The sequence below is a fragment of the Halomicrobium sp. HArcht3-1 genome (genome assembly GCF_058933345.1).
Window position 1 is genome coordinate 116,156 of sequence record NZ_JBZYDM010000004.1, and the last position, 23,176, is coordinate 139,331.

The window sequence follows — 23,176 nt, forward strand, 5'->3', positions numbered from 1 at the left end:
GGTCAGCCGAGGTCAGCTTCGAACCCGATCTTTCTCCCGACGATCACCGCGAGGCCCAGACAGCCAGCAACGGCCCCGAGCAGGCCGTAGGGGAGCGGTGATCGACCACCCGACCAGTCGGCATCGAAGACCGACCCGTAGTAGTCCGCGATGGCCGTGCCGTCCAAGCGCACGATGACCTCGCGGTTGCTCGTCGCCGCTTGCTCGTTCCAGTTGAGACTCCCCAGCACGACGCGGCGGTCGTCGACGACAGCGCCCTTGGCGTGGATCTTCCCGTAGCGACCGCCGGGATCGGCGAGTCGAACGGTGAGGGGTGCGTCGTTCGCACTGGCCCACTCGCGAAAGCGCTCGGCCAGCGCACGATTGTCCTCACGGGCGTACCACGCGTTCGAGAGGAGGAGCCGAACCGCGACGCCACGACGGGCGGCCCGGCGGAGTGCCGTCGCGAGGGGACTCTCGTAGCCGACGGTCACCTGAATCACGTCGATGGAGTCGTTCGCCCGGTCGAGCGTCGCGACGAGACGATCACGGGCGTTATCGGGCGTGACCAGGAGCGTCGTCCGATCGACGGGCACAGTCGCCGGCGCGACGCGCTGACTGTAGTTCGCGGTGGAGCGCTCGCCGTCCTCGAAGGAGCGCCCCCGCCGGAACTGTGCCCATGGGATCGCGTCCCGCCCATCAGCGTCGACCCGGAACGTCGTTGCGAGACCATCGACGACCGCCGACTGGTTCGTCCGCACACCCCAGCCACGACTGCTCGCCCCGCCGGTGCCCGCAGGTTTCCAGTTCTCCGTGAGAATCAGCGCCCGGTCGTCGACGACGGCGTATTTCGCGTGGTGGTAGTCGTAGCGAGCGTGGGCACCGCCGATGAGTCGCACGTCGATCCCGGCGGCCACGAGACGGTCGAGGCTACGAGCGCCGATTCGGGTGCGGCCGCCCACTGGCTCGCCCTCCAGTAGCACACGAACGGTGACGTTGCGCTCGTGGGCGGCCAGCAGTGCGTCGACGACCCGTTCGGATGTGAGCGTGTAGCCCGCGAGCAGGATTCGTTCCTCTGCACCGCGGAGCGTTTCGATCGGAACGTTCGGGGCATCGGGCAGAACGAACGCCCGAACCCGTCCGCCGTCCGATCTGACGACCGGACGGTCGGTCGCACCGATCGGTCGCCACCGGATTCGAGTCCCGTTCCACGTCGCGAGGTGGCCTTCCTCGGTATCGCGGTACACGGCGCGGTCGACGACAGTGCCGTTCCGGCGGATCTGGAGCCGTTCGCCACCGTTGGCAAGCGAGAGTGACTCGATCCCGACGACGGTGGCGTCGGTGATGTTTCGGACGCGAGCAGGGGCGGCAGTGAGTGCGATCCGTCCACGCTCGGAGACGTTGGCAAGCGAGACGGTGCTCTCGCCGTCTGTGAAACTGTATCCCGTGGTGTCGGTCGCTTCGGGGATGGCGAGGACGACGAACTCTCCCGTGTCACCGTCGGCGATCGGATCTGGGTAGGCGGCGACGAGAGACGGTGTGGCGGTCGATCCAGACGCCGACGAGAGCGACGCCGACGGCCGGGACACGCCGCTGGCGATGGCGACCGGCGTCGCCGCTACGAGGAGCAACAGACAGACGAACCCACACGCCACGATCCGATCCATCGAACCGCGATGGCGGCGTCTTCGGACTTAAACTACTGGAAGGAAAGGTCGACTCATACGGACGGTTGTAGCGATGTACCGGTGAGCGTCGCCGCGGGGTAGACGCTCACCGGTACGCAACGACAACGTTCCGTATCAGACGCCGGCGGCCTTCTCGGCCTCGGCCTGCACGAGGTAAGCGTCGTCGTCGGTGTACTCGCTTGCGACATCGAGCGCGCGCTCGGTGCCGATCTGGCGCAGCGCCCACGCGGCGGAGGCTCGCACCGAGTCGCTGTCGTCCTCGTCGAGGACGCGTTCGAGCGGTGCGATGGCACGCGTGTCACCCAGCAGACCCAGCGCGCGGGCCGCGACCGAGCGGACTTCTTCGTCCTCGGCGACGAGACGGTTCGCGACCGGCTGAACCGACTCCTCGCTGCCGATCTCACCCAGCGCGCGCAGCGTGACCTTCTGGAGCGCCGGGTCGCCGTCGCCGTCGATGAAGTCGTGGAACGTCTCGGCGGCGCGCTCGTCGCCGATCTTCCCGAGGATGCGGATCGGACGCTTGTTACGCTTCTGGGAGCGCTGATGGAGTTCCTCGAAGGCGTCGGCGGCCTCGCTGCCCATGTGGAGGAACTGATCGAGGACGTACTCCGTCATGAAATCGGAGTCGCCGAGCTTGTCCAGCCCGAACAGCATCGGTTCGACCTCGCCCCGTTTGGCGTAGATCTTCAGCGCCGTCCACTCGGGTGGGAAGTCCTTGCGGTTCTCGTTGTCCAGCACGTCGTAGAACCCCCGCGCATCGAGCTGTTCCTGAACGGTCAGATCGTCCCACGTCTCCGCGGCGTCGAGGTCGTCTTCGAGTGTCTCGGCGGCGTCGAGGAGACCCGCGATGGTCTCGGCATCGTCGTCTGCGTCGAGTCCCGAGTCGGCGAGCGTGTCGGCCACGGCACCGAGTGCGTCGGCGGCCTCGGCGGGCGAGCCCCCGGCGGATTCGTCGAGATCGTAGTGTTCGCCAGCGGCATCGAAGAAGTCCGCGACCGCGGCGACTGCCTCGTCTTCGCCGTCCTCGGTCCACTCACTGTCCGCGACGGTCGCCTGTGCGTTCTCGACGATTTCGGCGACGTCCTCGACGTAGGGACCGCGCTGGTCCGCGAGGTCGTCGCGCAGGTCCGAGAGGCGCGATTCCAGTTCCTCGCGCGGGTCCTCGGCCTCGTCGTCGTCCTCGTCGGGTTCCGGGAGGTCCGTGTCTTCGAGGTCCGATTCGATCTCGTCGAGGGTCGCCTCGACATCGTCAAGGTCCGCCTCGGTCTCGGCGGCTTCGAGACTCTCAGCCGCGTCGTCGAGGCGACTCTCCAGCGTCACGACCGGACTCTCGGCGTCCTCGCCGTCGTCGTCCCCGTTGCTCATGCACGAAGGTGTGTCTGTCCGGGCTAAGAGCGTTTCCATACAGAGCGAGCATTTCCGACGCGGAGGGGACGCTCAGTATTCGGGATTCTCTTCGCGCACGCCCTCACGCTTGTTGACGAGTCGCGCCAGCGTAAAGAGCGCGTCAGAGAGTCGATTCAGGTAGACGATGGCGTCCTCGTTGACCGATTGCTCGGCGGCGAACGAGACGGCCCGTCGCTCCGCGCGCCGGCACACCGCACGGGCGTGGTGCAACTTCGCGCCCGGTTCCGACCCCGAGGGGAGGATGAACTGCGTCAGTTGATCGAGTTCCTCGTCCGCCTCGTCGATGAAGGCCTCCAGTTCGTCGACGTGGGAGTCGTCGATCTGGGGGTCGTCTTCGTCGGGATCGGGGTTCGCGAAGTCTGCCTGCACGACGTGGAGATGGTTCTGGATCTCGCGGAGTTTCTCGTCGATGTCGTCGTGACCCGTCGGGCGCACGACGCCGACGAGGGCGTTGACCTCGTCGACGGTCCCGTAGGCTTCGATGCGCTTGCTGTCTTTGGACACGCGCTCCATGTTTCGGAGGTCAGTCTGGCCGGCGTCACCACGACCGGTGTAGATCGTCATGGTCGTGGCTGGGGTCGCCAGTACCTTATAGGGTGCCAGAAACGAGCGTGAGTAAAGGATTAGATCCGTCTAATTCTTAGCTTCGATGGTAACTACTATATGATTGGTTCGTCCTATATCGAGTTAAGCATGAACACAGAGCATGATTCGACGGGCAGGAGAGTCTCGCGACGGTCGCTGCTGGCTGGAGCAGGCGGTGTACTCAGCGCCGGCCTGACTGGCTGTCTCGGCGGGGCACAACTCACATCGGAGACGAATGGAACGGCGACAGGAACCGGGACGAACGAGGCTCCAGTCGTCGTGGCCTCTTTCTTCAGCTTCTTCGATTTCGCGCGCAACATCGCGGACGGCACCCCCGTCACGGTCGAGAACCTCGTTCCCACGGGTCTGCACGGTCACGGCTGGGAACCAAACGCCTCGGTCACGAAAGATATCATCGAGGCCGACGCCTTCATCCACGTGGGGCCGGGCTTCCAGCCGTGGGCCGACCGCGCGATCCAGACGCTCGAAGACGATGGCGTCGACACGCAACTGATCAACTCCCGAGCGGGCGTCGAACTCGTCGATCTGGCGGCCACGCTCGACCCCGAGGAGGAGGGCGTCGGCAAGCAACAGGGCAAAGACCCACACTTCTGGCTCGACCCCCAGCGCGCGAAGACCTCGATCGACAACATCACCGAGGGACTCGTGACACTCGCGCCCGAGTACGAGGACGCTCTGCGCGACAATGCGGAGACGTACAAGACCGAGACGGTCGACCAGATCGACCAGGACTATCAGGCCATCTTCGACGCGGCCGACCGCGAGGTCGTCCAGCTAGCGGCCCACAACGCCTTCCAGTATATCGGCGTCCGATACGGCGTGCGGATGCGCCCGTTGGTGACGAACCTCGCAGCCAGCGGCGACGTGGCTCCCGAGGACATCACGCAGGCCAAGCGCGTCATCGAGGACAACGACATCCGTTACATCGCCAACGGCGTCTTCGAGGCGCGCCGCCCCGCCGTCCAGTTGATGGAAGAGACGCAGGTCGAGGCGTACTACCCGGTCACACCCTACGCCGGCGTCCGCGAGGACTGGGTCGCGAACGACTGGGGCTACGAGGAGATCGCGTACAACATCAACATGCCCACCTTCGAAGTCGTTCTGGGCAACAAATCGCCCGGAGAGGTCGGGTACGAGGGCTGGAACGACGAGTGGCGCAACTTCGAGTGATAGCATGAGTACACAAACAGCCTCCGAAGAGACCCGGGAGGGAGACAGCGAGCCAGTGGCCGAACTTCGCGACGTGAACTTTGGCTACACGGCTACACCAGTGGTACAGGACATCGACCTGCGGATCGACCGCGGCGAGTACGTTGCCGTCGTCGGCCCGAACGGGTCCGGGAAATCGACCGTGATGCAACTGCTGCTCGGTTTGCTCGAACCCGACGCGGGTGTCGCGCGGCTGTTCGGTAAGCCGGCCCACGCTTTCGACGACGGCGAGCGGCTGGGCTACGTCGCACAGCACGCCAGCGCGTCCAAGGAGATGCCGATCACGGTGCGAGAAGTCGTCAAGATGGGTCGGTACCCCCACGTCGGCTTTGGCTTCCTCTCGGCCGAGGACAGACGGATCGTCGACGAAGCACTCGCGACCGTCGGCATGACGGCCTTCGCCGACCGCCGAGTGACCCAGCTCTCCGGTGGGCAGCGCCAGCGGGCGTTCATCGCACGAGCGCTCGCTGGCGAGGCCGACCTGCTCGTGCTCGATGAACCCACCGTCGGCGTCGACGCCGAGTCCGTGGAAGCGTTCTACGACCTCCTGGCGTCGCTCAACGACGCCGGCATCACGATCCTGCTGATCGAGCACGACCTGAGTGCCGTCACCGAACACGCCGAGCGAGTCGTCTGTCTCAACGGCGAGATCTACTTCGACGGCCCGACCGACGAGTTCGTCGACAGCGACGCACTCGCCCGTGCGTTCGGGACGGCCGCGAACGTGATGGGAGGTGAGCAGGCGTGACGGACGCCATCCTCGCCGGGCTTGGAAGTGCTGGATTCGAGCCACTGGCGGTCGCACTCCAGACCGGTGGACTGGACGCGGTGCTCGCGCCGCTGTTCTGGGTGCTCGATCTCTGGTCGGGCTTCGTCGGCTGGCTGGGGAAGGTGACCGGACTGGAAGTGCTCCAGTACGGCTTCATGCACCGCGCGATCCTCGTTGCGCTGTGTATCGGCGTGATGGCACCCCTGATCGGGACCTTCCTCGTCCATAGACAGCTAGCCCTGATCGGTGACGCGCTGGCCCACACCGCCTTCGCGGGGGTCGCCATCGGCCTGTTCCTCAACGCCGTGATCGATCTGGGCGTGACGCCCTATCTCACGGCCGTGGTCGTCGCGATGATCGCCGCGCTGTTGATCGAACTCATCTCCGAAGCGACCGACGCCTACAACGACGTGTCGATGGCGATCGTCCTCTCGACCGGATTCGCGCTGGGGAGTACGCTGATCAGTCTCAACGCCGGCGGGCTGACCGTCTCGGTCAATCAGTACCTCTTTGGCAATCTCTCGACGGTGACCAGCCAGAGCGCCGCGGTGTTGCTCGTCCTGTTCGTGATCATCGTCGCCGTCGTGGCCGTCACGCGCAATCAGTTGCTGTACGTCACCTTCGACGAGACCGCCGCAGAAGTGTCGGGCCTGTCGGTCAGCTGGTACAACCGCATCATGGTGATGCTGACGGCGATGGTCGTCGTCGGCGCGATGCAGATCATGGGTGTCATCCTCGTCGCCGCGATGCTCGTGGTTCCGGTCGCCGGGGCCGCGCAGGTCTCCCGGAGTTTCACCGAGTCGCTGTTCGTCTCCGTGATCCTCGCGGAACTGGCGGTGTTGATCGGCATCGGCATCTCCTACTACGCAGGCGCGACGGCGGGCGGCGTCGTAGTGCTAGTCGCCGTCGTGATCTACGCCGCGGCCGTCGTGGTCGGGAAACTCCAGACCGCTCTCGGTGAGCAGTCGACGCCGGAGGTCGGGAGTATCGACGCCGACGAGCAGGAAGTGCCGTCGGACTGATTTCAACACGAAGCTTATACCGGATCACGTCCCAGCCCCGGATGGAGTCATGAAGAACGTCCTCGCGAGCATCGGCATCGGTAACGCCTCCGTCGACACCGTCCTGCCCTCCGAGACCGTACAGCCGGGCGAGACAGTCGACGCGGAAGTACAGATCGTCGGCGGCAACGCCGAACAGGAGATCGGAACGATCCGCTTCGAGATCGAGACCCGGTATCGAACCGAAGAGGGATACGAGGAGGTCGACATCGACCGCTTCACCCTCGCCGACGGGCTGACGATCCAGCCAGATCAGGAGGAGACCCGTGACGTATCGATCGACATTCCCCACGGGACGCCGGTGACGATCGGGAACGTCGACGTGTGGATCGAGACGGAACTGGACATCGACCTCGCAGTCGACCCCGAAGACAAAGACTACCTCGACGTGCGGCCGACGGATCGACTCCAGACCGTCTTCGACGCGATGGAGGAACTGGGCTTCTCGCTTTACACCGCGGAGTGTGAAGCCGACCCCTACGGACGGTACACCGGAGCGCGATTCATCCAAGAATTCGAGTTCCGGGTGCAGTCAGGGCCGTTCCGCGGGGACCTCGACGAAGTGGAACTGGTCGCCCAGCCCGGTCCCGACGCGCTCGACCTGTTCGTCGAGATCGACCGCAAGGGCGGTCTGTTGAGCGAGATGGCCGACACCGACGAGCGAACGACACAGGTGACGATCACGTCGACCGACCAGTCGTCAGTACGCGAACAGCTTCGACGCGAGATCGAAGCCCACGCCTGATCGGACACGACTGCCACGCTTTTTTCTGCGGCCGGCGGCCACACCGTCCCGACACGTGTCGAGAGCACTAGGTGAACGTCTCGTCGCCACGACAGTGTACGCACAGTGAGAGCGGACACTCTCGAAGCCAGCCCACGCCGATTCAATATAGCGGATGATGATTTATTGGGCGGGAAACCGGGAGCTTCAATTACGCCCGGAAAAAACGCGGAGATATGGCAATGGACCTTGAGCACTACTGTCCCGAGTGCGAGGAGTACCGGACGTTCTGGAAAGTCGCGAGCACGACGATGCATCTTGGCACGAAGACCAAGTGGCACTGCGCGGAGTGTGACCACGGGTTCGTCCGCATCGACGGTGAAGTCGACACCGGCGCGACGGCCTGATCTGTCGGCTCTTGTCCGATCAATAGCTCTCGATAGCACTCTTAGCAGCCGTTTTTAGGCCGGTTCGTCTGTCCACACGTATGGCCTGCGAGGGAAATCCTGTCGACGCGACGCCGCGGCCAGCCCAGCAACGACACTTCGACCTCCAGTCGACCGTCGTCCACTACGCAGACAGCCCGGACCGTTGTACGATGTTTCCGCCGGCGACCGACGACTGTGATCGAATGACGACCTGGCTGAGCGCGAACCGGTCGGTTTTCGAGAATCTCGAATCGATGCGGTAAGCGAGGAAGCCGCCGCTACCGGGGGGTTTAACCGAGTGTATGCCGTTCACATGGCACGATGGCAATCGAGGTCCTGATCGTCGACGAAGACGAAGACGTACTCGACATCACCGAGGCGTTTCTGGGTAGACAAGACGGACTGGCGGTTTCGACGGAGCAAGACTCCGAAGCCGCGCTCGAACGGGTTTCTGCTGGCGATTTCGACGCCGTCGTGAGCGATCTGACGATGCCGAAACTCGACGGCCTGGAACTGTGCCGACAGCTTCGAGACGTTCGGCCGGAGATACCGTTTCTCGTCTTCACTGGCCGCGACGAGAACAACATCGAGAGAGACGACGCCGACTGCCCGACCGCGTACGTCAAGAAGAGTACCGGGACCGAGCAGTACGAGGAGCTCGCAGAACGAATCAAAGCGGCATTGTAACGCCGTCAGGGGTCAGTGTGGGGGATCGTGAGCGTGACTGTCGTTCCACCGTCGACCGTGAAAGTCGCCGTGCCGCCGTAGGATTCGATCAGCCACGTGATCAGCCACAGGCCGAGACCGGTGCCGTGGGTCAACTGTGTGATCTCGGCGTCGCCTGAGACGACCGCCAGTTCGTCGTCTGGGATGCCGTCGCCGTCGTCCGAGACTGTGATCTCGACGGTTCCGTCGTGAGCCGTCACGGTCACCGAGACCGTCGGCCCGTCGTTGTGTTCCAGAGCGTTCTCGATCGTTTCCGTGAGAGCGGTCCTGAGTCGAGCGTCTGCGACCGGTGGAACCGCCTCGGTGTCGAGTCGGATGGTCGCGTCGGGATACGCCGAACTCAGTTCGTCGACGACGGTCGCCGCCAGTGGACCGGGATCGACGGGAGATTCCTCGCCCGCGTCGCGGCGGACAGCCCCCTCGATCTCGCGAGCACGGTCCGACAGCGAGACGACCTCCTCGGCCTTTCGCAAGAGCGTGTCGAGGAGTTCTCGGTCCGAGCCGTCGCTCCGGCGACGGAGTTCCTCTGCCCTGCCGAGGATCACCGTCATATCGTTGCGGAGATTGTGCCGCAGGACGCGATTGAGGACTTCCAGCCGTCGCTGGCGTTCTCGCTGCTCGGTGATGTCTGTAAAGATGCCGAACGCGAAGCGACGGTCGCCCCGCCGATAGGGGACGCCACGGAACAGGAAGTCACGGAATCCCGCCGCAGTGTGCCGGCGTATCTCTGCCTGAACGGACTCGCCGTCGGTCAGTAACGCCATCGACACCTCAGTGTCGGACGAGCCGTTCGCTGATCTGAGCAGGCTCGACAGCGGCCGGCCGGCGACCGACGACGAGTCGGCGGCGAACGTCTCGGAAAACGCAGGATTCGTCGAGCGAACGAGTGCTTCGCCGTCGAGCAGTTCCGTCTCGACGACCGGGTCGGGCAGGGAATCGAACAGATACGAGAAGCGAGTTCGTTCCGCATCGAGGCGCTCTCGCGTCTCTTTGAGTTCGGTCAGATCGCGAACGACGCCGACCGTTCCGCGGAACGCACCCTCACTCGGGATGAGCGACATCTCGATCTCGGCGGGCCTGTGGGTCCCATCGGCAGCCACGAGTTCGGTTTCGACCTCGACGCTGTCTCGGTCGAGGTAACGCAACGCCTCCATCTCGTGTTCGAACCGCTCGACCGTCCGGTCGTCGAGCATCGTTCCCGGGTACCGACCGAGCATCTCGTCGCGTTCGAACCCGAGATACGAAGCGAGTGGCTGTGTCACAAGCTGGAAATTCCCGTCCTCGTCGAGGACGTACATCATGTCGTTGACGTTCTCGACGGCGGTCTCGTAGCGCACCAGCGCCTGTTCGCGTTCGACCCGTTCGAACGCTTCTGCGGCGTTCGACGCAAGGATCTCAGCCATCGACTGGTCGGTGCTGTCGAACGTGTGGGGACTGCTGCTCCCGATCGTGAGTGTGCCGTGATCGCCCAGCGGGACGTACATGGCCGAGGCTGCAGGCCCGCTGTCGTACTCATCGAGGCCGGTCAGATCGTCGACGACGACGGTCTCGCCGGTGGTGAAGGCCTCGCCGTGGAATCCTTCGTCTTCACCTCTGATGGGGCGGTCGTCGGCGGACGTGGCGTCTGCACCTCCTGCAACCGGGACGAGCGTCCCCGCGTCGGCGTCGTGGAGTCTGACGAGGTTCTGCTCGAAACCGAGCGTCTCACGGGCGGCGATGGCGACGATCCCGGCGACATCGGTCGGCGTCTGGGCACGCATCAGCGAGCGGGTCGTCTCGAGCAGTCCCTCCAGCGCGTCGTCGCGCTCTTTCTGTACCGTCACGTCACGGATCACGCCGGCCGTGCCGGCGAAGTCGCCGGCTTCGTCCCACAACAGCGTCATGTGGTCCTGTGCCGGGAACGACGAGCCATCGGCCCGCTGAATCGGCAGTTCGAACGTCTCCTCCTCGGGACGCTCCCCGCGCAGCATCTCTCGAACGACCGACTCGGCCCGCGCGACGGTGTCGTTGTCCTTGATGAAACTGGTGTGCGAACCCAGCAGCGTCTCGCTGTCGTAGCCCGTCAGGTCCGTCATCGCGTCGTTGACGAGGGTGAACTGGCCCGCCGTGTCGAGCGCGTAGACCCCGTCGTCGACGGCTTCGATGATGTCGGCGTATCGCTGGAGGTCCGCCTCGCGTTGCTCGCGCTCGATCTCGTTGCCCACCCACTCGACGAGGAGGCGAACGAGACGTTTCTCGGCGTCGGTAAAGGGCTGCTCGCGTGGATCGGGCGAGGCAAAGCACATCGTCCCGTACGTCTGGTCGCCGACGACCACGGTGCCACCGAGATAGCACGAGACGCCGAAGGTTTCGTAGGTCGGGTCGTCGCCCCACCCCTCTCGTTGGGCATCGGTGATCGTCAGGAGACCGTCCTGCTGGATCGTTCGCCGGCAATACGTCTTCGAGAGCGGCGCAGACGTACCGGCCTCCAGCAGGTCGCTCGGACCGGCCGTTACCTCGATGTGCTGGGTGTCGCCGTCGATTCGGGTGAGATAGCCGATCGGGAGATCGAGGCGCTCGCGGCCGATCGCGAGCGCCCGGCGGAGGCGGGCCGTCGAGGAACGATCTTCGCTGGCCGCCAGCGCTGCGAGGGCTTCGAGCGCGTCGTTGGTCCGCTGGAGTGATCGCGCGTGCCGGGTCTCGACGGTACCGAACCCGCTGATGCCGTCGTCGTCGACGATCGCCTCGATCCGGTCGCCGACGCTCGCGTGGCCGTCTCTGGGAACGTACTCGGTGACCCCATTGCGCGTCGCGGCCGCCGCGAGCATCCCGTCGGCACTCTCAGAGCAGAGGACGATCGGCAGCGACGGATAGCCGTCCCTGAGCGTTCGGAGCGTCTCGATCCCATCGAGCGCACCGGGGCTGTGCTCCACGAGGACGCAGTCAGGAACAGTCGAATCGAGGTGGGCGAGGGCGGCATCGGTGTCGTGAACCACGGAGACGGCGACGGTGTCTCGCAGGTCCGTCCCGATCCACGCCTCGGGCCGGACGTGAAGGAGAGCAGTGGCTGGCATCGAACGAGAAAAGATAGCGCACCAACAGACATATAATACCCGATGTGTGTCGACTCGACGACACCCACGAGCACGGCGGGGATGATCGAGGGTCCGGGACCCAGAGTGTCCAGATGCGCCGCACGCGCCGTTTCCTTACCGAAGGGGATCGTCCCCCGACCACTTCGTGTAAAAAATGTAATTGTTCTCGTCTGACCCTCACTCGTCGGCGAGCGACTGCCAGCTCAGCGAGGGGTCACGGGCGGCGCTGACCTGATCGATCCGGCGAGCGGCCGTCGATTCGGGAGCGCTCGCGAGGGTCGCATCGTCCTCGCCGCCGACGGCGTCGAACGCCTCGGCTAACTGATCGAGCGTGCGCTTCGATTCGACCTCCGTCGGTTCGGTCATCAGTGCCTCGCTGACGATTTCGGGCCACTTGGTCGTCGGCGGGTGAACGCCGTAGTCGAGCATCCGTTTGGCGAAGTCGGCGGCGTCCCGGTCGCCGGCGCTGGCGACGAACTCGTGGTGGAACGGGCCGAAGGGGACGTCGAGGTCGATCTGCTCGGCGAGATAGTTGGCGTTCAGCACGGCCTTGGCGCTGGCGTCGGTCAGGCCGCCATCACCCAACCGGGCGATGTAGGCGTAGGCCTTCAGCAGGACGAGCCAGTTGCCGTAGAAGCCATGGACTTTGCCGATAGTGTGTTCTGGATCGGTAAAGGCGTAGCCACCGCCGGCCTCGGCGACCTGTGGCGCAGGCAGGAAGGGAGCGAGTTCGTCGGTCACGCCGATCGGCCCCGCGCCCGGACCACCGCCGCCGTGGGGCGTCGCGAAGGTCTTGTGGACGTTGTAGTGCATCACGTCGAAGCCCATGTCGCCGGGGCGCGCTCGACCCAGCAAGGCGTTGAGGTTCGCACCGTCGTAGTACAGCAGGCCACCCGCGTCGTGGACGATATCGGCGATCTGCTCGATGTCGCGCTCGAACAGGCCGAGCGTGTTGGGGTTGGTGAGCATCAGCGCCGCCGTCTCCTCGCCGACAGCGGCTTCGAGCGCATCGAGGTCGACGCGACCGTCGTCGTCGCTCGCCAGCGACACCACGTCGTAGCCGGCCATCGCCGCGCTGGCGAAGTTCGTCCCGTGGGCCGATTCGGGGATGACGACCTCGCTGCGGGCCTCGCCGTTGTGCTCGTGGTAGGCCTGTGCGACGAGGATACCGGTGAACTCGCCGGCCGCGCCAGCAGGTGGCTGAAGCGAGACGGCGTCCATCCCGCCGATCCGACCGAGGGAGTCCTGCAGGCGGTACATGAGTTCGAGCGTCCCCTGCGTGGTCCGCTGGGGCTGGTCCGGGTGGACCGCCGCGGACGGGTGTGCGGCCAGATCCTCGGTAAAGGAGGGGTTGTACTTCATCGTACACGAGCCAAGCGGGAACGGGCCGCTCTCGACGCCGTAGTTCATCTGGGAGAGGCGCGTGTAGTGGCGTGCCAGTTCCGGCTCACTGAGGTCGGGCAGTTCGAGCGAGTCCCGGGTCAGGTCGTCGGGCAGTGGCCCGTCGTCGGTCGATACTTCCTCGGTCGACTTCTCGGAAAGCAGCGGTTCGTAGCTGTCCTCGTCGTCGGTCCAGCGTGCCTGATCGTATCGCATTATTTTGCCACCTCCGCGAGGGTTTCGACGAAGTCGTCGACGGCGTGGTCGGCCGTCTCGGTCATGCAGATCTGGATCTGATGTTCGCCCACTGCGTGGACCGCGTAGCCCGCCGTCGCGAGGTCGTCGCGGACCGCCGCCGCCGGCTGGTCGGTGTGTGCGACGAACTCCCGGAAGTGATGGCGGTCGTGGACCGGCGCTGTGACGCCCCGGACCTCGTCGACCCGCGCAGCGAGGTCCCGAGCGCGGGTGACACAGGACTCCGCGAGGTCGAGCAGCCCGTCGGGACCGAGCCACGCGACGTGCATCGCCGTCCGCAGGGCGACCCACGCCTGATTGGTGCAGATGTTCGATGTCGCCCGCTCGCGACGGATGTGCTGTTCGCGGGTCTGGAGTGTCAGCGTGTAGGCCCGTCGGCCACTCGCGTCCTCGGCAGCCCCGACGAGGCGACCGGGCACCTGCCGGAGGTACTCCTCGCGGGTGACGAACAGGCCGAGACCGAAGCCGTAGGCCGTGCCCGTCCCGAGCGAACTGGCGTCGCCGACGACCACGTCCGCGCCGACGCTCGCGGGTTCTTCGAGCAACGCGAGCGCGACGGGGTCCGTACCGAGACAGAAGAGTGCGTCGTGGGCGTCGGCGACGCCGCCGACGGCCGCGAGTTGCTCCTCGATAGTGCCCCGAACCGTGGGATTCTCGGCGTAGACGAGCGCCACGTCGTCACCGATCGCGTCCCGGAGACCGTCGATATCGACGTTGCCGTCGGTCATCGGGTAGCTGTCGACCGTGATTCCGGGACCGGCGGCGTAGTTTTCAAGCACCTCGCGCTTGCTCTCGCGCAACTGCTCGGGGACGAGCACGCGGTCACCCGAGACGCTGCGCACGCGCTGGGAGAGCGTCGCCGCTTCGCCAAGGGCCGTCGCCGCGTCGTACATCGAGCAGTTCGCGACGCCCAGCCCCGTCAGTTCCACCAGCATCGACTGGTACTCGAACAGTGCCTGCAGGAACCCCTGTGCGACCTCTGGCTGGTACTGGGTGTAGGAGGTCAAGAACTCCGAGCGACTCGACAGGTCGTCGATCAGGGAGGGGACGTAGTGGTCGTAGTGCCCACGGCCCAGCAGCGCCGTCAGATCGTGGTTCCGGTTCAGAATCGATTCGACGTGCCGGCGGGTTTCTCGCTCTGTCCGCTCCGGAATGTCGAACTGTCCTTCGAAGGCAACCGAGTCTGGAATGTCGAACAGCGCCGCTTCGCTGTCGACGCCGACCGCGTCCAGCATCGTCGCCGTCGCCGCCGCCGTGTGCGGTGCGTATGGTGTACCGCGGGACCGTTGATCGCTCATGATGTAGCGTCGTCCGGTATCGGACGTGATGGGCGAGCCTAGCGGGGCTGCGTACATTAGTGTGCGCGTTCCGCCCGCGCCGTGTGGCTGGGTGGCGCACGTCAGAAGAAGGTCGTGGGATCGATTCGAACGGAGTTATTCGATCTGGTCGCGGTACTCGTCGGGCGACAGCAGGTCGTCGAGTTCGCTCTCGTCGGCCAGTTCGAGTTCGAGCAGCCAGCCCTCGCCGTAGGGGTCCTCGTTGAGCAGTTCCGGCTGGTCGCGCAGGCCGTCGTTGACCGCCGACACCGTGCCCGAAACGGGCGCGTAAATGTCAGAGACGGCCTTGATCGACTCGACGACACCGAAGTCGTCACCCGCGGCCAGCTCGTCACCTTCGCTTGGCAACTCGACGAAGACCACGTCGCCGAGTTCGTCCTGTGCGAAGTCGGAGATACCGACCGTCACGGTGCCGTCGTCCTGTCTGGCCCACTCGTGAGAGTCGAGGTAGCGCAGATCGTCGGGAACGTCGAAGCTCATCTATCGATGAATGGGGTGGTCCTGATACGTGCCTTCTTCGGTTCGCCGCGGACGACGACCCGGAGCTTCGTCCCCGGTTCCGTATAGTCCGTGGGGATGTATGCAAGCGCGATCGGCTCGCCGAGCGTCGGACTCATCGTCCCGCTGGTAACGGTCCCGAGGTGCTCGCCACCGGGCGTCGTCACCTCGTATCCGGACCGGGGGACGCCACGGTCGATCAACGAGAGGCCGGCGAGTTTTTCCTCGGGACCTTCCACATCGATCCCCTCCAGCGCGTCGCGGCCGACGAACTCCGTATCGAGGTCGACGACGAAACCGATCCCCGCTTCGATCGGGTTCCGTGGTTCCTCCGCCGGGTGAAAGTCTTGCCCCGAGAGCAAGAATCCCATCTCCAGTCTGAGGGTGTCGCGTGCGCCCAGCCCGCAGGGCTGACAGTCGAGTGCCGCCCAGACCGTCTCGATGGCGTCCCACGGACACAGGATTTCGTAGCCCGCCTCACCGGTGTAGCCCGTCGTCGCGACGAGCGCGTCGACGCCTGCGACCGTCCCGTCGGCGATTTCGAACCGGCCCAGTTCCGAGAGGTCGATGTCGGTCTCGCCAGCGAGCAGGTCGGGGGCGTCAGGTCCCTGCAGCGCGACGAGACCGTACTCGGTCGTCCGGTTGTCGACGGTGGCGTCGAGTCCCCAGTCATCGGCGTGCGCTCGCCAGCGGTCGGCCATCTGCTCGTCGTGGCCGGCGTTGGGGATGAACAGGTAGTCGCCGTCGGTCGCCTCGGGCAGGCAGTAGATGACGGTGTCGTCGAGCATCACACCGTCCTCGCGCGTGATCGCAGAGTAGTGGGCCTCCCCGGCGTCGAGTTCCGTCACGTCGTTCGTCGCGAGGCGCTGGGTGAGACGTGTCGCGTCGGGACCGGAGACGACGACCTCGCCCATGTGCGAAACGTCGAACTTGCCCACGGACTCACGGACAGCGGCGTGTTCAGTTCTGATCGAGTCGAACTCAACGGGCATCTCCCAGCCGCCGAAGTCGGTAAAGTGCGCACCAGCGTCGGCGTGAACGGCACGAAGCGGGGGTGATCGCAGGCTCATATCCCCAGAATGACCCGGCAGCGGCTTATCTGTTGGCTCTCCGGGCGTAGAGGGGCGGGCTGATAAATTATATTTCGCGATATAGAAATCCACTCAGTCGATTCGACGGCAGCGGCTCTCAGTAGACATTTGTGTGACGACATCCAAGCGGCTGACCGGGATGAATCGAACGTGGGGGAGTGACACACGCCATCTACTCGCTGCCGGAACCGTGGTCGCGGCGGTGGGTACGGCGGGGAGTCTCTGGTTCAGTCTCGGACTCGGGCTGGTACCCTGTGAACTGTGCTGGTACCAGCGAATCCTGCTGTATCCACTCGTGGTCGTGTTCGGTGTCGCAGCGCTCGAAAATCGAGCTGGGGTCTGGCGGAGCATCGTGCCACTTTCGCTCCCGGGACTGGCGATCGCAGCGTATCACTCGTATCTGCAGGCGACCGTCGACAGTTGCACGCTCTCGGGACCGTGTGCGGCCGTCCAGTGGCAGTCGCCAGTGGTCGGTCTGACGATTCCGAACCTCTCTGCACTGGCGTTCGTACTGGTAACCGCCACGGCGCTAGTCGCCCGACGACGCACGTGATCACTCGCCGTCGTCGGGCGACAGCACCGACTGCAGCAGTTTCGCTTCCGCTTTGCGGAGGTGCTGGTGGAAGGTCGGCGCCGAGACACCGAGGACATCGGCCAGTTGCTCGCCGGAGGAGTCCCGCGGCCACTCGAAAAAGCCCGCGTGGTACGCCGTCTCCAGTGCGACGCGCTGCCGGTCGGTCAGGTCCGCCGTGAGCAGTGGGTCGGAGCGGTGCACGGTGGCGTCGGCCCGTGACCGCTGCTGGCGTCTCGTCAGTTCCGCGGTCGGGTACGTGTCCGTGACGGCATCGATCAATGGGGCCGGATCAGTCCCCGTGCCGACGTGTAACGTCATGTGATAGTCTCCATCTTCGATGACCGCCTGATCGATCCGGCCACCGAGGGCGGCGAGTACGGACAGTACCGGTGGCTCCGTGAGCCGTAACTCGAACGACGTGTCGGCCTCGTCGAGGAACCGTAGATCGGTCCAGTGTGGAAGGACGCCGACGAGATCCGAGAGCGCCGCAGCGGCGTCCTCGGTCGTGGTGCCGTAGAGGAGGTACTCGTCGTCGTCGACGGGGATGGTCGTGTCGAGGGTGATACGGCCGGCGGCGTCACTGACCGAGAACGTCTCGAACACGTCGCGGATGTAAAACTCCAGTTCGACGATGTCGTCGCTCAGCAACGCTCGCTTCCGGTCAGTCGCAGCGATTGCGTGGCCGACGATCTCGCCGAGGCGTTCGACGACGGTCCGCTCTTCGCCCTCGAACGCATCGACCCGTTCGGTGTAGAGATTGAGCGTGCCATAGACCGTCTCCTCGTAGGAGATCGGAATGGACGCCGAGGCGTTGACGTCGTGTTCCCGGGCGGTCTCGTGCCACAGTTCGTAGCGGGGATCGGTCTGAAGGTGCTGTCTGGTCTGGATCGCACCGGTCCGCAACGCCTCGCCAGTCGGCCCGAGACCGTGCGGGTCGTCGGGATCGACCGAGATCTGTGCGTCGTCGAGATAGTCCTCGACGCCGGCCTCGGTTCGTAGCGACACCTGCTGTGAGTCGAAATCCGCTTCGCCGATCCAGGCGAACGCGTAGGAGTCACTGGCTGCGAGCAGCGAGCAGACGGTCGTCTCGATCTCCGTACGCGTCGACTGTTCGACGACGGCACTGGCGATCTGATTGACGACGCGATTGAGACTGTTGACCGCCGCGAGCCGTTCGCGTTGCTGGACGAGGACCTGCTCGTGGGCGTGACGGGAGAACGCCGTCGCGAGGATGGTCGCGACCGACTGGACGAACGTCAGGTCGTGATCGGTGAACTCTCGTGGCTCCGTGTCGTGGACGCCCAGCACACCCCACGGATCGTCGAGCGGGCCGATTACGACGCTGACGCCGCTCCTGACTCCGTGCTCCGTGAGCAGGGCAGGACCGTCGAAGCGTGATTCGGTCGTGAGATCATCGACTCGAACTGGCTCGTCGGTCCCGAGGGTGAAGGCAGCCTGCGAGTCGTCGTCGACCGCCGAGACGGTCGCCATGCCGACGATGCCGTCGTCCCAGCCGACGCCCTGTCGAAGCAGGAGGTGGTCGCCGTCCTCGTCGAGGTCGAGTACCTTGCAGTAATCGGCGTCGAGGGTCTCGGCGACCAGCGACGTGGCATCGGCCATCAGTGCGTCGATGTCGTGGGTTTCGAGCGCGCGCTGGCCCACGTTGGCGATCGTCTCTAGCTGGGACACCCGGCGCTCTCGCTGGCGCTCGCGCTCGCGGCGTGCCGTGATGTCTCTCACGACGCCGACTCGTCCAGTGGTCCCGTCACCGAGTGGGAACGGTGCAAAGCGGGTCTCGACTGGAATCTTACGACCATCGGCCGTTTCGAGAACGGTCTCGACGGTCGCGGCCGACCGGTCCGACGCGAGCAGTTCCTCGTGAGTCCGGTCGGCGAACGCGACCGACCGATCGGACGTGACCAGCGAGGCGTGGGCACCGAGCAGTTCCGCGCGGTCGTAGCCAGTCAGTTCCGTGTGGGCGTCGTTGACGAATCGGAATCGATCCTCGTCGTCGAGGACGTAGACGCCGTCTTCGATCGTCTCCAGTGCCGCCTCGTACTGCCGGTGTTCGCGCTCTTGGGCCGTTCGCTCGCTGATGTCGCGGACGACACCGACGCGCTCTAGCGTGCCGTCGTCAGTGGGGAGCAGTGAGAACGTCGCTTCGGCGGGGAACTCATCGCCGTCGGCAGTCTGGATCGTCGCTTCGAGACGAGCCGTATCGTCCGCGCCCGTCACGAGCTGTTCGTGGATTGCCGACGCCGCTTCGACGACCCCCTCGTTGACGACCTTCGTCGGGTCGGACCCGAGCAGTTCCGTGCGGTCGTAGCCGGTCATCGCTGCGTAGGACTCGTTGACCGTCGCGAATCGGCCGTCGTCACCGATGACGTAGACCCCATCGGACATCGTCTCGACGATCGCCTCGTACCGTTCGAGTTCGCGCTTTCTGGCCTTCCGTTCGCTCACATCGCGGAAGTACACCGAGAGACCGGTTTCGGACGGGTAGACCGTCGCCTCGAACCAGCCGTCGAACGGTTCGTAGTAGGCCGTCAACGTCTGTGGCTCCTGGGTCTCGATAGCCCGGTCCGCAGCGGCCTCGAACTCCGTCTCCCGAAGATCGGGAAAGAGATCGAGGATCGAGCGGCCGAGCAGTTCACCCTTCGGCCGGTCCTGAATCGCCACGGCGCTGTCGTTGACGTACGTGAACCGATAGTCGGTGTCCAGTCCGAACACGCCGTCGTCGATCCGATCGAACACCTCGTCGAGTTCCCGTTCGAGCGAGTCTCGTTCCCGGGAGAGTTGCCGTTCGGTCCGTTTGAGATCGGTGATGTCGGCGGCGATGACGAGGACGCGTTCCAGTTCCCCGTCGGTAACGATCGGCGCGGCGGTCAGCGAGACCCAGCGCCGACTCCCGTCCGGGCCGTCGTGCTGGACGATACGGTCCGACACCGTCTCGCCGGTCTCGACAACCGTCCAGAGCGGGTGGTCATCGGTCGGGAACGGTTCGCCGTCGGGATCGTAGAAGTCCAGATCGTCGATCGTGAACGAGGCAACCTCGGCCGGATCGAGACCGAGTTGCTCGCGTGCCTTTGCGTTGATCCGCTCGATCGAACCGTCCGGGAGAAACGTCGCCATGCGGACCGGCGCAGTCTCGAATAGCTGGTCGACGAGGTCACGCTCGCGGCGGTGCTTGTGCTCGCGGTCGCGACGCTCGGTCATGTCCCGCGTGATCTTGGTAAAGCCGGTCACCGTCCCGTCCTCGTCGGTGATCGCCGTCAGTGTCGTGTTGGCCCAGAACCGGGAGCCGTCGGCCCGGACGCGCCAGCCCTCGTGTTCGGTCGCCCCCTCCCGTTTCGCCGTCGCCAGTGCGTCCGCGGGTACGTTCTCCGCACGCTGCTCGTCGGTGTACAGTAGCGAGACGTGCTCGCCGACGACGGTCGCCCTGTCGTAGCCCATGATCGCCTCGGCACCGGCGTTCCAGTCCTGAATCCGCCCGTCGGCGTCGAGGGCGACGATCGCGTACTCCTCGACGGTCTCGATCAGCGAGGCGAACTGACGGTGTTCGACCTGAGACTGTCGTTGCGTCCGCATTCGGTCCGTAACGTCGTAGTAGAGTTCGACGCGCCCGCCCGCGAAGGGACCGGTGTCGATTGGGCGACTGCGGTGTTCGAGCCAGCGTGGGTCGGTTCCCGCTGGCGCGACGCGACAGACGAACCGCTCTGGATACGTGTCGTTTCGGTAGTGCCCGGAGAGACGCTCGACGAAGTCGTCGGGGTCGTCGACAGTCAGTGCGATCTCCTCGTCGAGGAGTCGGCGCTTGTCGCGTCCGAGAACTGCGGCGCGGTCGATATCGAAGTAGCGTTCGGTTACGTCGTTGAGCCAGACAACGTCGAACGACGAATCGAGGACGAAGACGGCGATCCCGGCGCTCTCGAAGATTTCGACCAGCGAGCCGTCGACGACAGATCCCTCCGTGTCGGTCAGTCCGGCATCGCCGGTGCCGTCGGGAAGCGGCCGCCACCAGACCCGCGCGCTCGCGCCGACTTTCTTGGTCGCGAGACGGTCGTGGTCGACGAGACGGTCCAGACGGTCGTAGGTGCTCCGGCGACCGAGGTCCAAGTCGTCGGCGACTTCCATCGTCGTCCGCGGAGTCCCTCGTCGGTCGAAGCACGCAAGTGTTTCCCTGAGTCGGTCGGTGAGCAGGTCCGTCGCCATTGACACAGACAGGAGCCAGACACCCATGAACGCTCCGCCGGCGGAAGTGGGTTCTGGAGGGTTCTCGGACCGTAACACGCGACTATCCGAGAATTTTCGGAGTGAAAAGAACGATACTGGTAACGATGTCGCAGGGGAGGCCACGCCGGGCCGGACCTAATGCCTTACACAGAGTGCTTACCCCCTGGAAGTACATCGATGCAGATAGCGGCCGGCCCAGACCGGTCGTAACGTATCATGTCCAAATCATCGCTGGAGTTATCGAACAGGGACGCCACGAACGGATCGTTCGAAGAGAGCGAATACCACCGTCTCCTCGCCGACGAACGACGACGGGTCGCGCTTGCAGTTCTCGGGGATCGCCAGTACTCGCTTGCCGAACTCAGTGAGACCGTCGCGACACACGAGGACGGAGTCGACGAAAACGACCCCGAGACAGTCAAGCAGTTACGGATCACGCTCCACCACATCCACCTGCCGAAACTGGCGGATGCAGGAGTCATCGACTACGACCGCGAGCGGCGGCAGGTCCGTCTCGCGGGCGACGAGGAGTGACAGTCGGACCTCGGGCACTCGCCGCGCTTACTTCTATTATCCCGGGGCGTGAGGACGACGTATGCGACAGTCGATTCGCTACGCGCTCCTGTTGTCGGTTCCGCCGGGGGTCGCCGCTGGCTCGGGAACGTACTTACTCGCCGGCCGTCCGCTGCTAGGACTCGCTTTCGGGGTGGCGCTGGGGGCCGTAATCTTCGCTCTCGTCGTCCTCGGCAGTGAGTACGGCACTGTCGAAGAGCGGTCGCCCGTCGACCGCTGAACGCGGCGTCGCCACGGATCGCTCTGCTTTCCTGGGACATGATGTCAATAGGCCTAGGATTTAAACGATTTTCGCGTGAACACGCAGACGATGAGCGAGCATCACGATGACGACATCATCCACCGAGAGATGGCGACCGGTCCCGAGAACGACCCGGCACTACAAATCGTCGAATTCATCGCCGATCTGGAGGATGTCGAGGAGTCGGATCTGGAGTCGATCTGGCAGACCATCGACCACGTCATCGACCACCTGTTCTCGAACCCCCCGTCGCCGGAGGCGCAGGTCGAGGTGAGTTTCTCGTACGAAGGATATCGAATCAACGTCGAGCAGAACGGAACGGCGAGGCTGATCGAAGTCGACTGAGACGTACCGCCCGGGACGGTGATCGTCACCCACGTCGTCCCCGGAAGTGTTGTCGGACGGTCGAAGCGACGACGGTCACGGCCGACAGGCGAGGACCGAAGTCTCACTCGCGACTGTAGGACGTGATTCGTCCCCAACTCGATTTCTTGCCCCACAGGCCCGAGCGCATGCACTCACACTCGACGATCTGTGAGTTGTCGACGAACAGATTGACGTTCGGCCCGAAGTTCTTGATGTACCACTCGAACACCTGCGGATCGGCCGCCTCGAAGACGCAGTGTTCGATGCCAACCTCGTTGGCGATCTCGAAGGCCACGTCGGTGCGCCACTCGCGGACGCGCTCTGTGATCCCCTCGGACTCGACCATGATCTTGTACGCGCCGGCGTCGAGGTGGGCCTGTGCCGCTTCGATGGCGCTCGTCGGGTCGATTGCGGCCTCGCTCTCTAATTCCTCGACACTGGAGGCCCCACCGGCCCCGAACTGGACGTTGATCTCGGGTTTGGCCTTCAGGCCGTAGTCCTGCACGAGTCGGGTCAGTTCGACCATATCGTCGGTGTCGATCGCGAGAAACCCGGAGGAGATTTCGACGATGTCGAAGCCAAGGTCCTCGACTTCGGCGACGTACGCCTCGACGTGCTCGTGGTCTCTCACGAGGACGCTCTCGACGAACCCGCCGGTCGAGACCTGCACGTCGAACTCGTGGCAAGTGTCGATCAACTCCCGGACGGCCGATTCGGGCATCAGAGCGAAGGAGCCACCGGAGAACTTGTAGATGTCCACGTAGTGGCCCATCGTCTCCAGGATGTCCCGGAGTTCTCGGGGACCCATCGGATCGTAGTACGGGCCGCGAATCTCCGTGATCCCGCGGTCACGTGGCTTGTCGGGACGGTCGTTGACGTGCAGAAAGTCGAACGCGCGGTCGTCGAGGGACATGACGTGTACAAGGAGCGCCAGATCACCGAAAGTGATACTCGCCA

21 protein-coding genes are annotated in these 23,176 nt (G+C 64.9%); 11 read left to right on the forward strand and 10 right to left on the reverse strand.

Going from position 1 to position 23,176, the window contains the following annotated elements:
* Positions 1–2: 2 nt before the first annotated feature.
* The 3 genes from AC5FRW_RS08115 to AC5FRW_RS08125 all read right to left on the reverse strand — a co-directional run bounded on the left by AC5FRW_RS08115 (position 3) and on the right by AC5FRW_RS08125 (position 3,638).
* Positions 3–1,646: a phospholipase D-like domain-containing protein gene (locus tag AC5FRW_RS08115; protein WP_493567936.1), complete on the reverse strand. Its 1,644-nt coding sequence runs from the start codon at positions 1,644–1,646 to the stop codon at positions 3–5.
* Between the two features lie 135 nt (positions 1,647–1,781).
* A complete protein-coding gene (locus AC5FRW_RS08120) occupies positions 1,782–3,032 on the reverse strand; it encodes a HEAT repeat domain-containing protein (RefSeq protein WP_493567937.1) in 1,251 nt (416 codons plus the stop codon).
* Positions 3,033–3,104: 72 nt separating this feature from the next.
* Positions 3,105–3,638, reverse strand: a complete 534-nt coding sequence (locus AC5FRW_RS08125) for a cob(I)yrinic acid a,c-diamide adenosyltransferase (protein ID WP_493567938.1) — start codon at positions 3,636–3,638, stop codon at positions 3,105–3,107.
* A 129-nt stretch (positions 3,639–3,767) separates the two neighbouring features.
* On the opposite strand from AC5FRW_RS08125, the gene AC5FRW_RS08130 reads away from it, so the two are divergent.
* The 7 genes from AC5FRW_RS08130 to AC5FRW_RS08160 all read left to right on the forward strand — a co-directional run bounded on the left by AC5FRW_RS08130 (position 3,768) and on the right by AC5FRW_RS08160 (position 8,558).
* Complete coding sequence (locus AC5FRW_RS08130) at positions 3,768–4,850, forward strand: metal ABC transporter substrate-binding protein (protein ID WP_493567939.1); 1,083 nt, start codon at positions 3,768–3,770, stop codon at positions 4,848–4,850.
* 4 nt (positions 4,851–4,854) lie between these two features.
* Positions 4,855–5,637 carry a metal ABC transporter ATP-binding protein gene (locus AC5FRW_RS08135; RefSeq protein WP_493567940.1) on the forward strand — a complete coding sequence of 261 codons (783 nt, stop codon included), beginning with the start codon at positions 4,855–4,857 and terminating at the stop codon, positions 5,635–5,637.
* Positions 5,634–6,680: a metal ABC transporter permease gene (locus AC5FRW_RS08140; protein ID WP_493567941.1), complete on the forward strand. Its 1,047-nt coding sequence runs from the start codon at positions 5,634–5,636 to the stop codon at positions 6,678–6,680. The genes AC5FRW_RS08135 and AC5FRW_RS08140 overlap by 4 nt, the downstream gene beginning before the upstream one ends.
* A gap of 49 nt (positions 6,681–6,729) precedes the next feature.
* Positions 6,730–7,464 (forward strand): sporulation protein, encoded by a 735-nt coding sequence (locus tag AC5FRW_RS08145; RefSeq protein WP_493567942.1) that lies wholly within the window; start codon positions 6,730–6,732, stop codon positions 7,462–7,464.
* A gap of 215 nt (positions 7,465–7,679) precedes the next feature.
* Positions 7,680–7,850: a DUF7838 family putative zinc beta-ribbon protein gene (locus AC5FRW_RS08150; protein WP_493567943.1), complete on the forward strand. Its 171-nt coding sequence runs from the start codon at positions 7,680–7,682 to the stop codon at positions 7,848–7,850.
* A gap of 80 nt (positions 7,851–7,930) precedes the next feature.
* A complete protein-coding gene (locus AC5FRW_RS08155) occupies positions 7,931–8,134 on the forward strand; it encodes a DUF7511 domain-containing protein (protein ID WP_493567944.1) in 204 nt (67 codons plus the stop codon).
* Positions 8,135–8,192: 58 nt separating this feature from the next.
* Entirely contained in the window at positions 8,193–8,558 is a 366-nt protein-coding gene (locus AC5FRW_RS08160; RefSeq protein ID WP_493567945.1) for a response regulator transcription factor, read from the forward strand.
* Between the two features lie 5 nt (positions 8,559–8,563).
* On the opposite strand, the gene AC5FRW_RS08165 is transcribed toward AC5FRW_RS08160, so the two are convergent.
* The 5 genes from AC5FRW_RS08165 to gcvT all read right to left on the reverse strand — a co-directional run bounded on the left by AC5FRW_RS08165 (position 8,564) and on the right by gcvT (position 16,211).
* Complete coding sequence (locus tag AC5FRW_RS08165; protein ID WP_493567946.1) at positions 8,564–11,650, reverse strand: PAS domain S-box protein; 3,087 nt, start codon at positions 11,648–11,650, stop codon at positions 8,564–8,566.
* Between the two features lie 198 nt (positions 11,651–11,848).
* On the reverse strand, positions 11,849–13,267 hold the full coding sequence (gene gcvPB / locus AC5FRW_RS08170; RefSeq protein WP_493567947.1) for an aminomethyl-transferring glycine dehydrogenase subunit GcvPB: 1,419 nt from the start codon (positions 13,265–13,267) through the stop codon (positions 11,849–11,851).
* Positions 13,267–14,604, reverse strand: a complete 1,338-nt coding sequence (gene gcvPA, locus AC5FRW_RS08175) for an aminomethyl-transferring glycine dehydrogenase subunit GcvPA (RefSeq protein WP_493567948.1) — start codon at positions 14,602–14,604, stop codon at positions 13,267–13,269. The genes gcvPB and gcvPA overlap by 1 nt, the downstream gene beginning before the upstream one ends.
* A 135-nt stretch (positions 14,605–14,739) precedes the next feature.
* Positions 14,740–15,123, reverse strand: coding sequence for a glycine cleavage system protein GcvH (gene gcvH / locus AC5FRW_RS08180; protein ID WP_493567949.1), 384 nt, complete (start codon positions 15,121–15,123; stop codon positions 14,740–14,742).
* Positions 15,120–16,211, reverse strand: coding sequence for a glycine cleavage system aminomethyltransferase GcvT (gene gcvT, locus AC5FRW_RS08185; protein ID WP_493567950.1), 1,092 nt, complete (start codon positions 16,209–16,211; stop codon positions 15,120–15,122). The genes gcvH and gcvT overlap by 4 nt, the downstream gene beginning before the upstream one ends.
* Before the next feature lie 160 nt (positions 16,212–16,371).
* On the opposite strand from gcvT, the gene AC5FRW_RS08190 reads away from it, so the two are divergent.
* The gene (locus AC5FRW_RS08190) at positions 16,372–16,785 is read left to right on the forward strand and encodes a disulfide bond formation protein B (RefSeq protein WP_493568245.1); all 414 of its coding nucleotides are present in this window, start codon (positions 16,372–16,374) and stop codon (positions 16,783–16,785) included.
* Here the strand turns inward: AC5FRW_RS08190 and AC5FRW_RS08195 are convergent, their stop codons facing one another.
* Positions 16,786–21,018 (reverse strand): PAS domain S-box protein, encoded by a 4,233-nt coding sequence (locus AC5FRW_RS08195; RefSeq protein ID WP_493567951.1) that lies wholly within the window; start codon positions 21,016–21,018, stop codon positions 16,786–16,788.
* A gap of 237 nt (positions 21,019–21,255) precedes the next feature.
* On the opposite strand from AC5FRW_RS08195, the gene AC5FRW_RS08200 reads away from it, so the two are divergent.
* The 3 genes from AC5FRW_RS08200 (at position 21,256) to AC5FRW_RS08210 (ending at position 22,198) form a co-directional block, all read left to right on the forward strand.
* Positions 21,256–21,573, forward strand: a complete 318-nt coding sequence (locus AC5FRW_RS08200) for a DUF7344 domain-containing protein (RefSeq protein WP_493567952.1) — start codon at positions 21,256–21,258, stop codon at positions 21,571–21,573.
* Positions 21,574–21,634: 61 nt separating this feature from the next.
* The gene (locus tag AC5FRW_RS08205) at positions 21,635–21,832 is read left to right on the forward strand and encodes a hypothetical protein (RefSeq protein ID WP_493567953.1); all 198 of its coding nucleotides are present in this window, start codon (positions 21,635–21,637) and stop codon (positions 21,830–21,832) included.
* Positions 21,833–21,922: 90 nt separating this feature from the next.
* Entirely contained in the window at positions 21,923–22,198 is a 276-nt protein-coding gene (locus tag AC5FRW_RS08210; RefSeq protein ID WP_493567954.1) for a HalOD1 output domain-containing protein, read from the forward strand.
* 103 nt (positions 22,199–22,301) lie between these two features.
* On the opposite strand, the gene AC5FRW_RS08215 is transcribed toward AC5FRW_RS08210, so the two are convergent.
* Complete coding sequence (locus tag AC5FRW_RS08215; protein WP_493567955.1) at positions 22,302–23,132, reverse strand: phosphosulfolactate synthase; 831 nt, start codon at positions 23,130–23,132, stop codon at positions 22,302–22,304.
* Positions 23,133–23,176 lie beyond the last annotated feature (44 nt).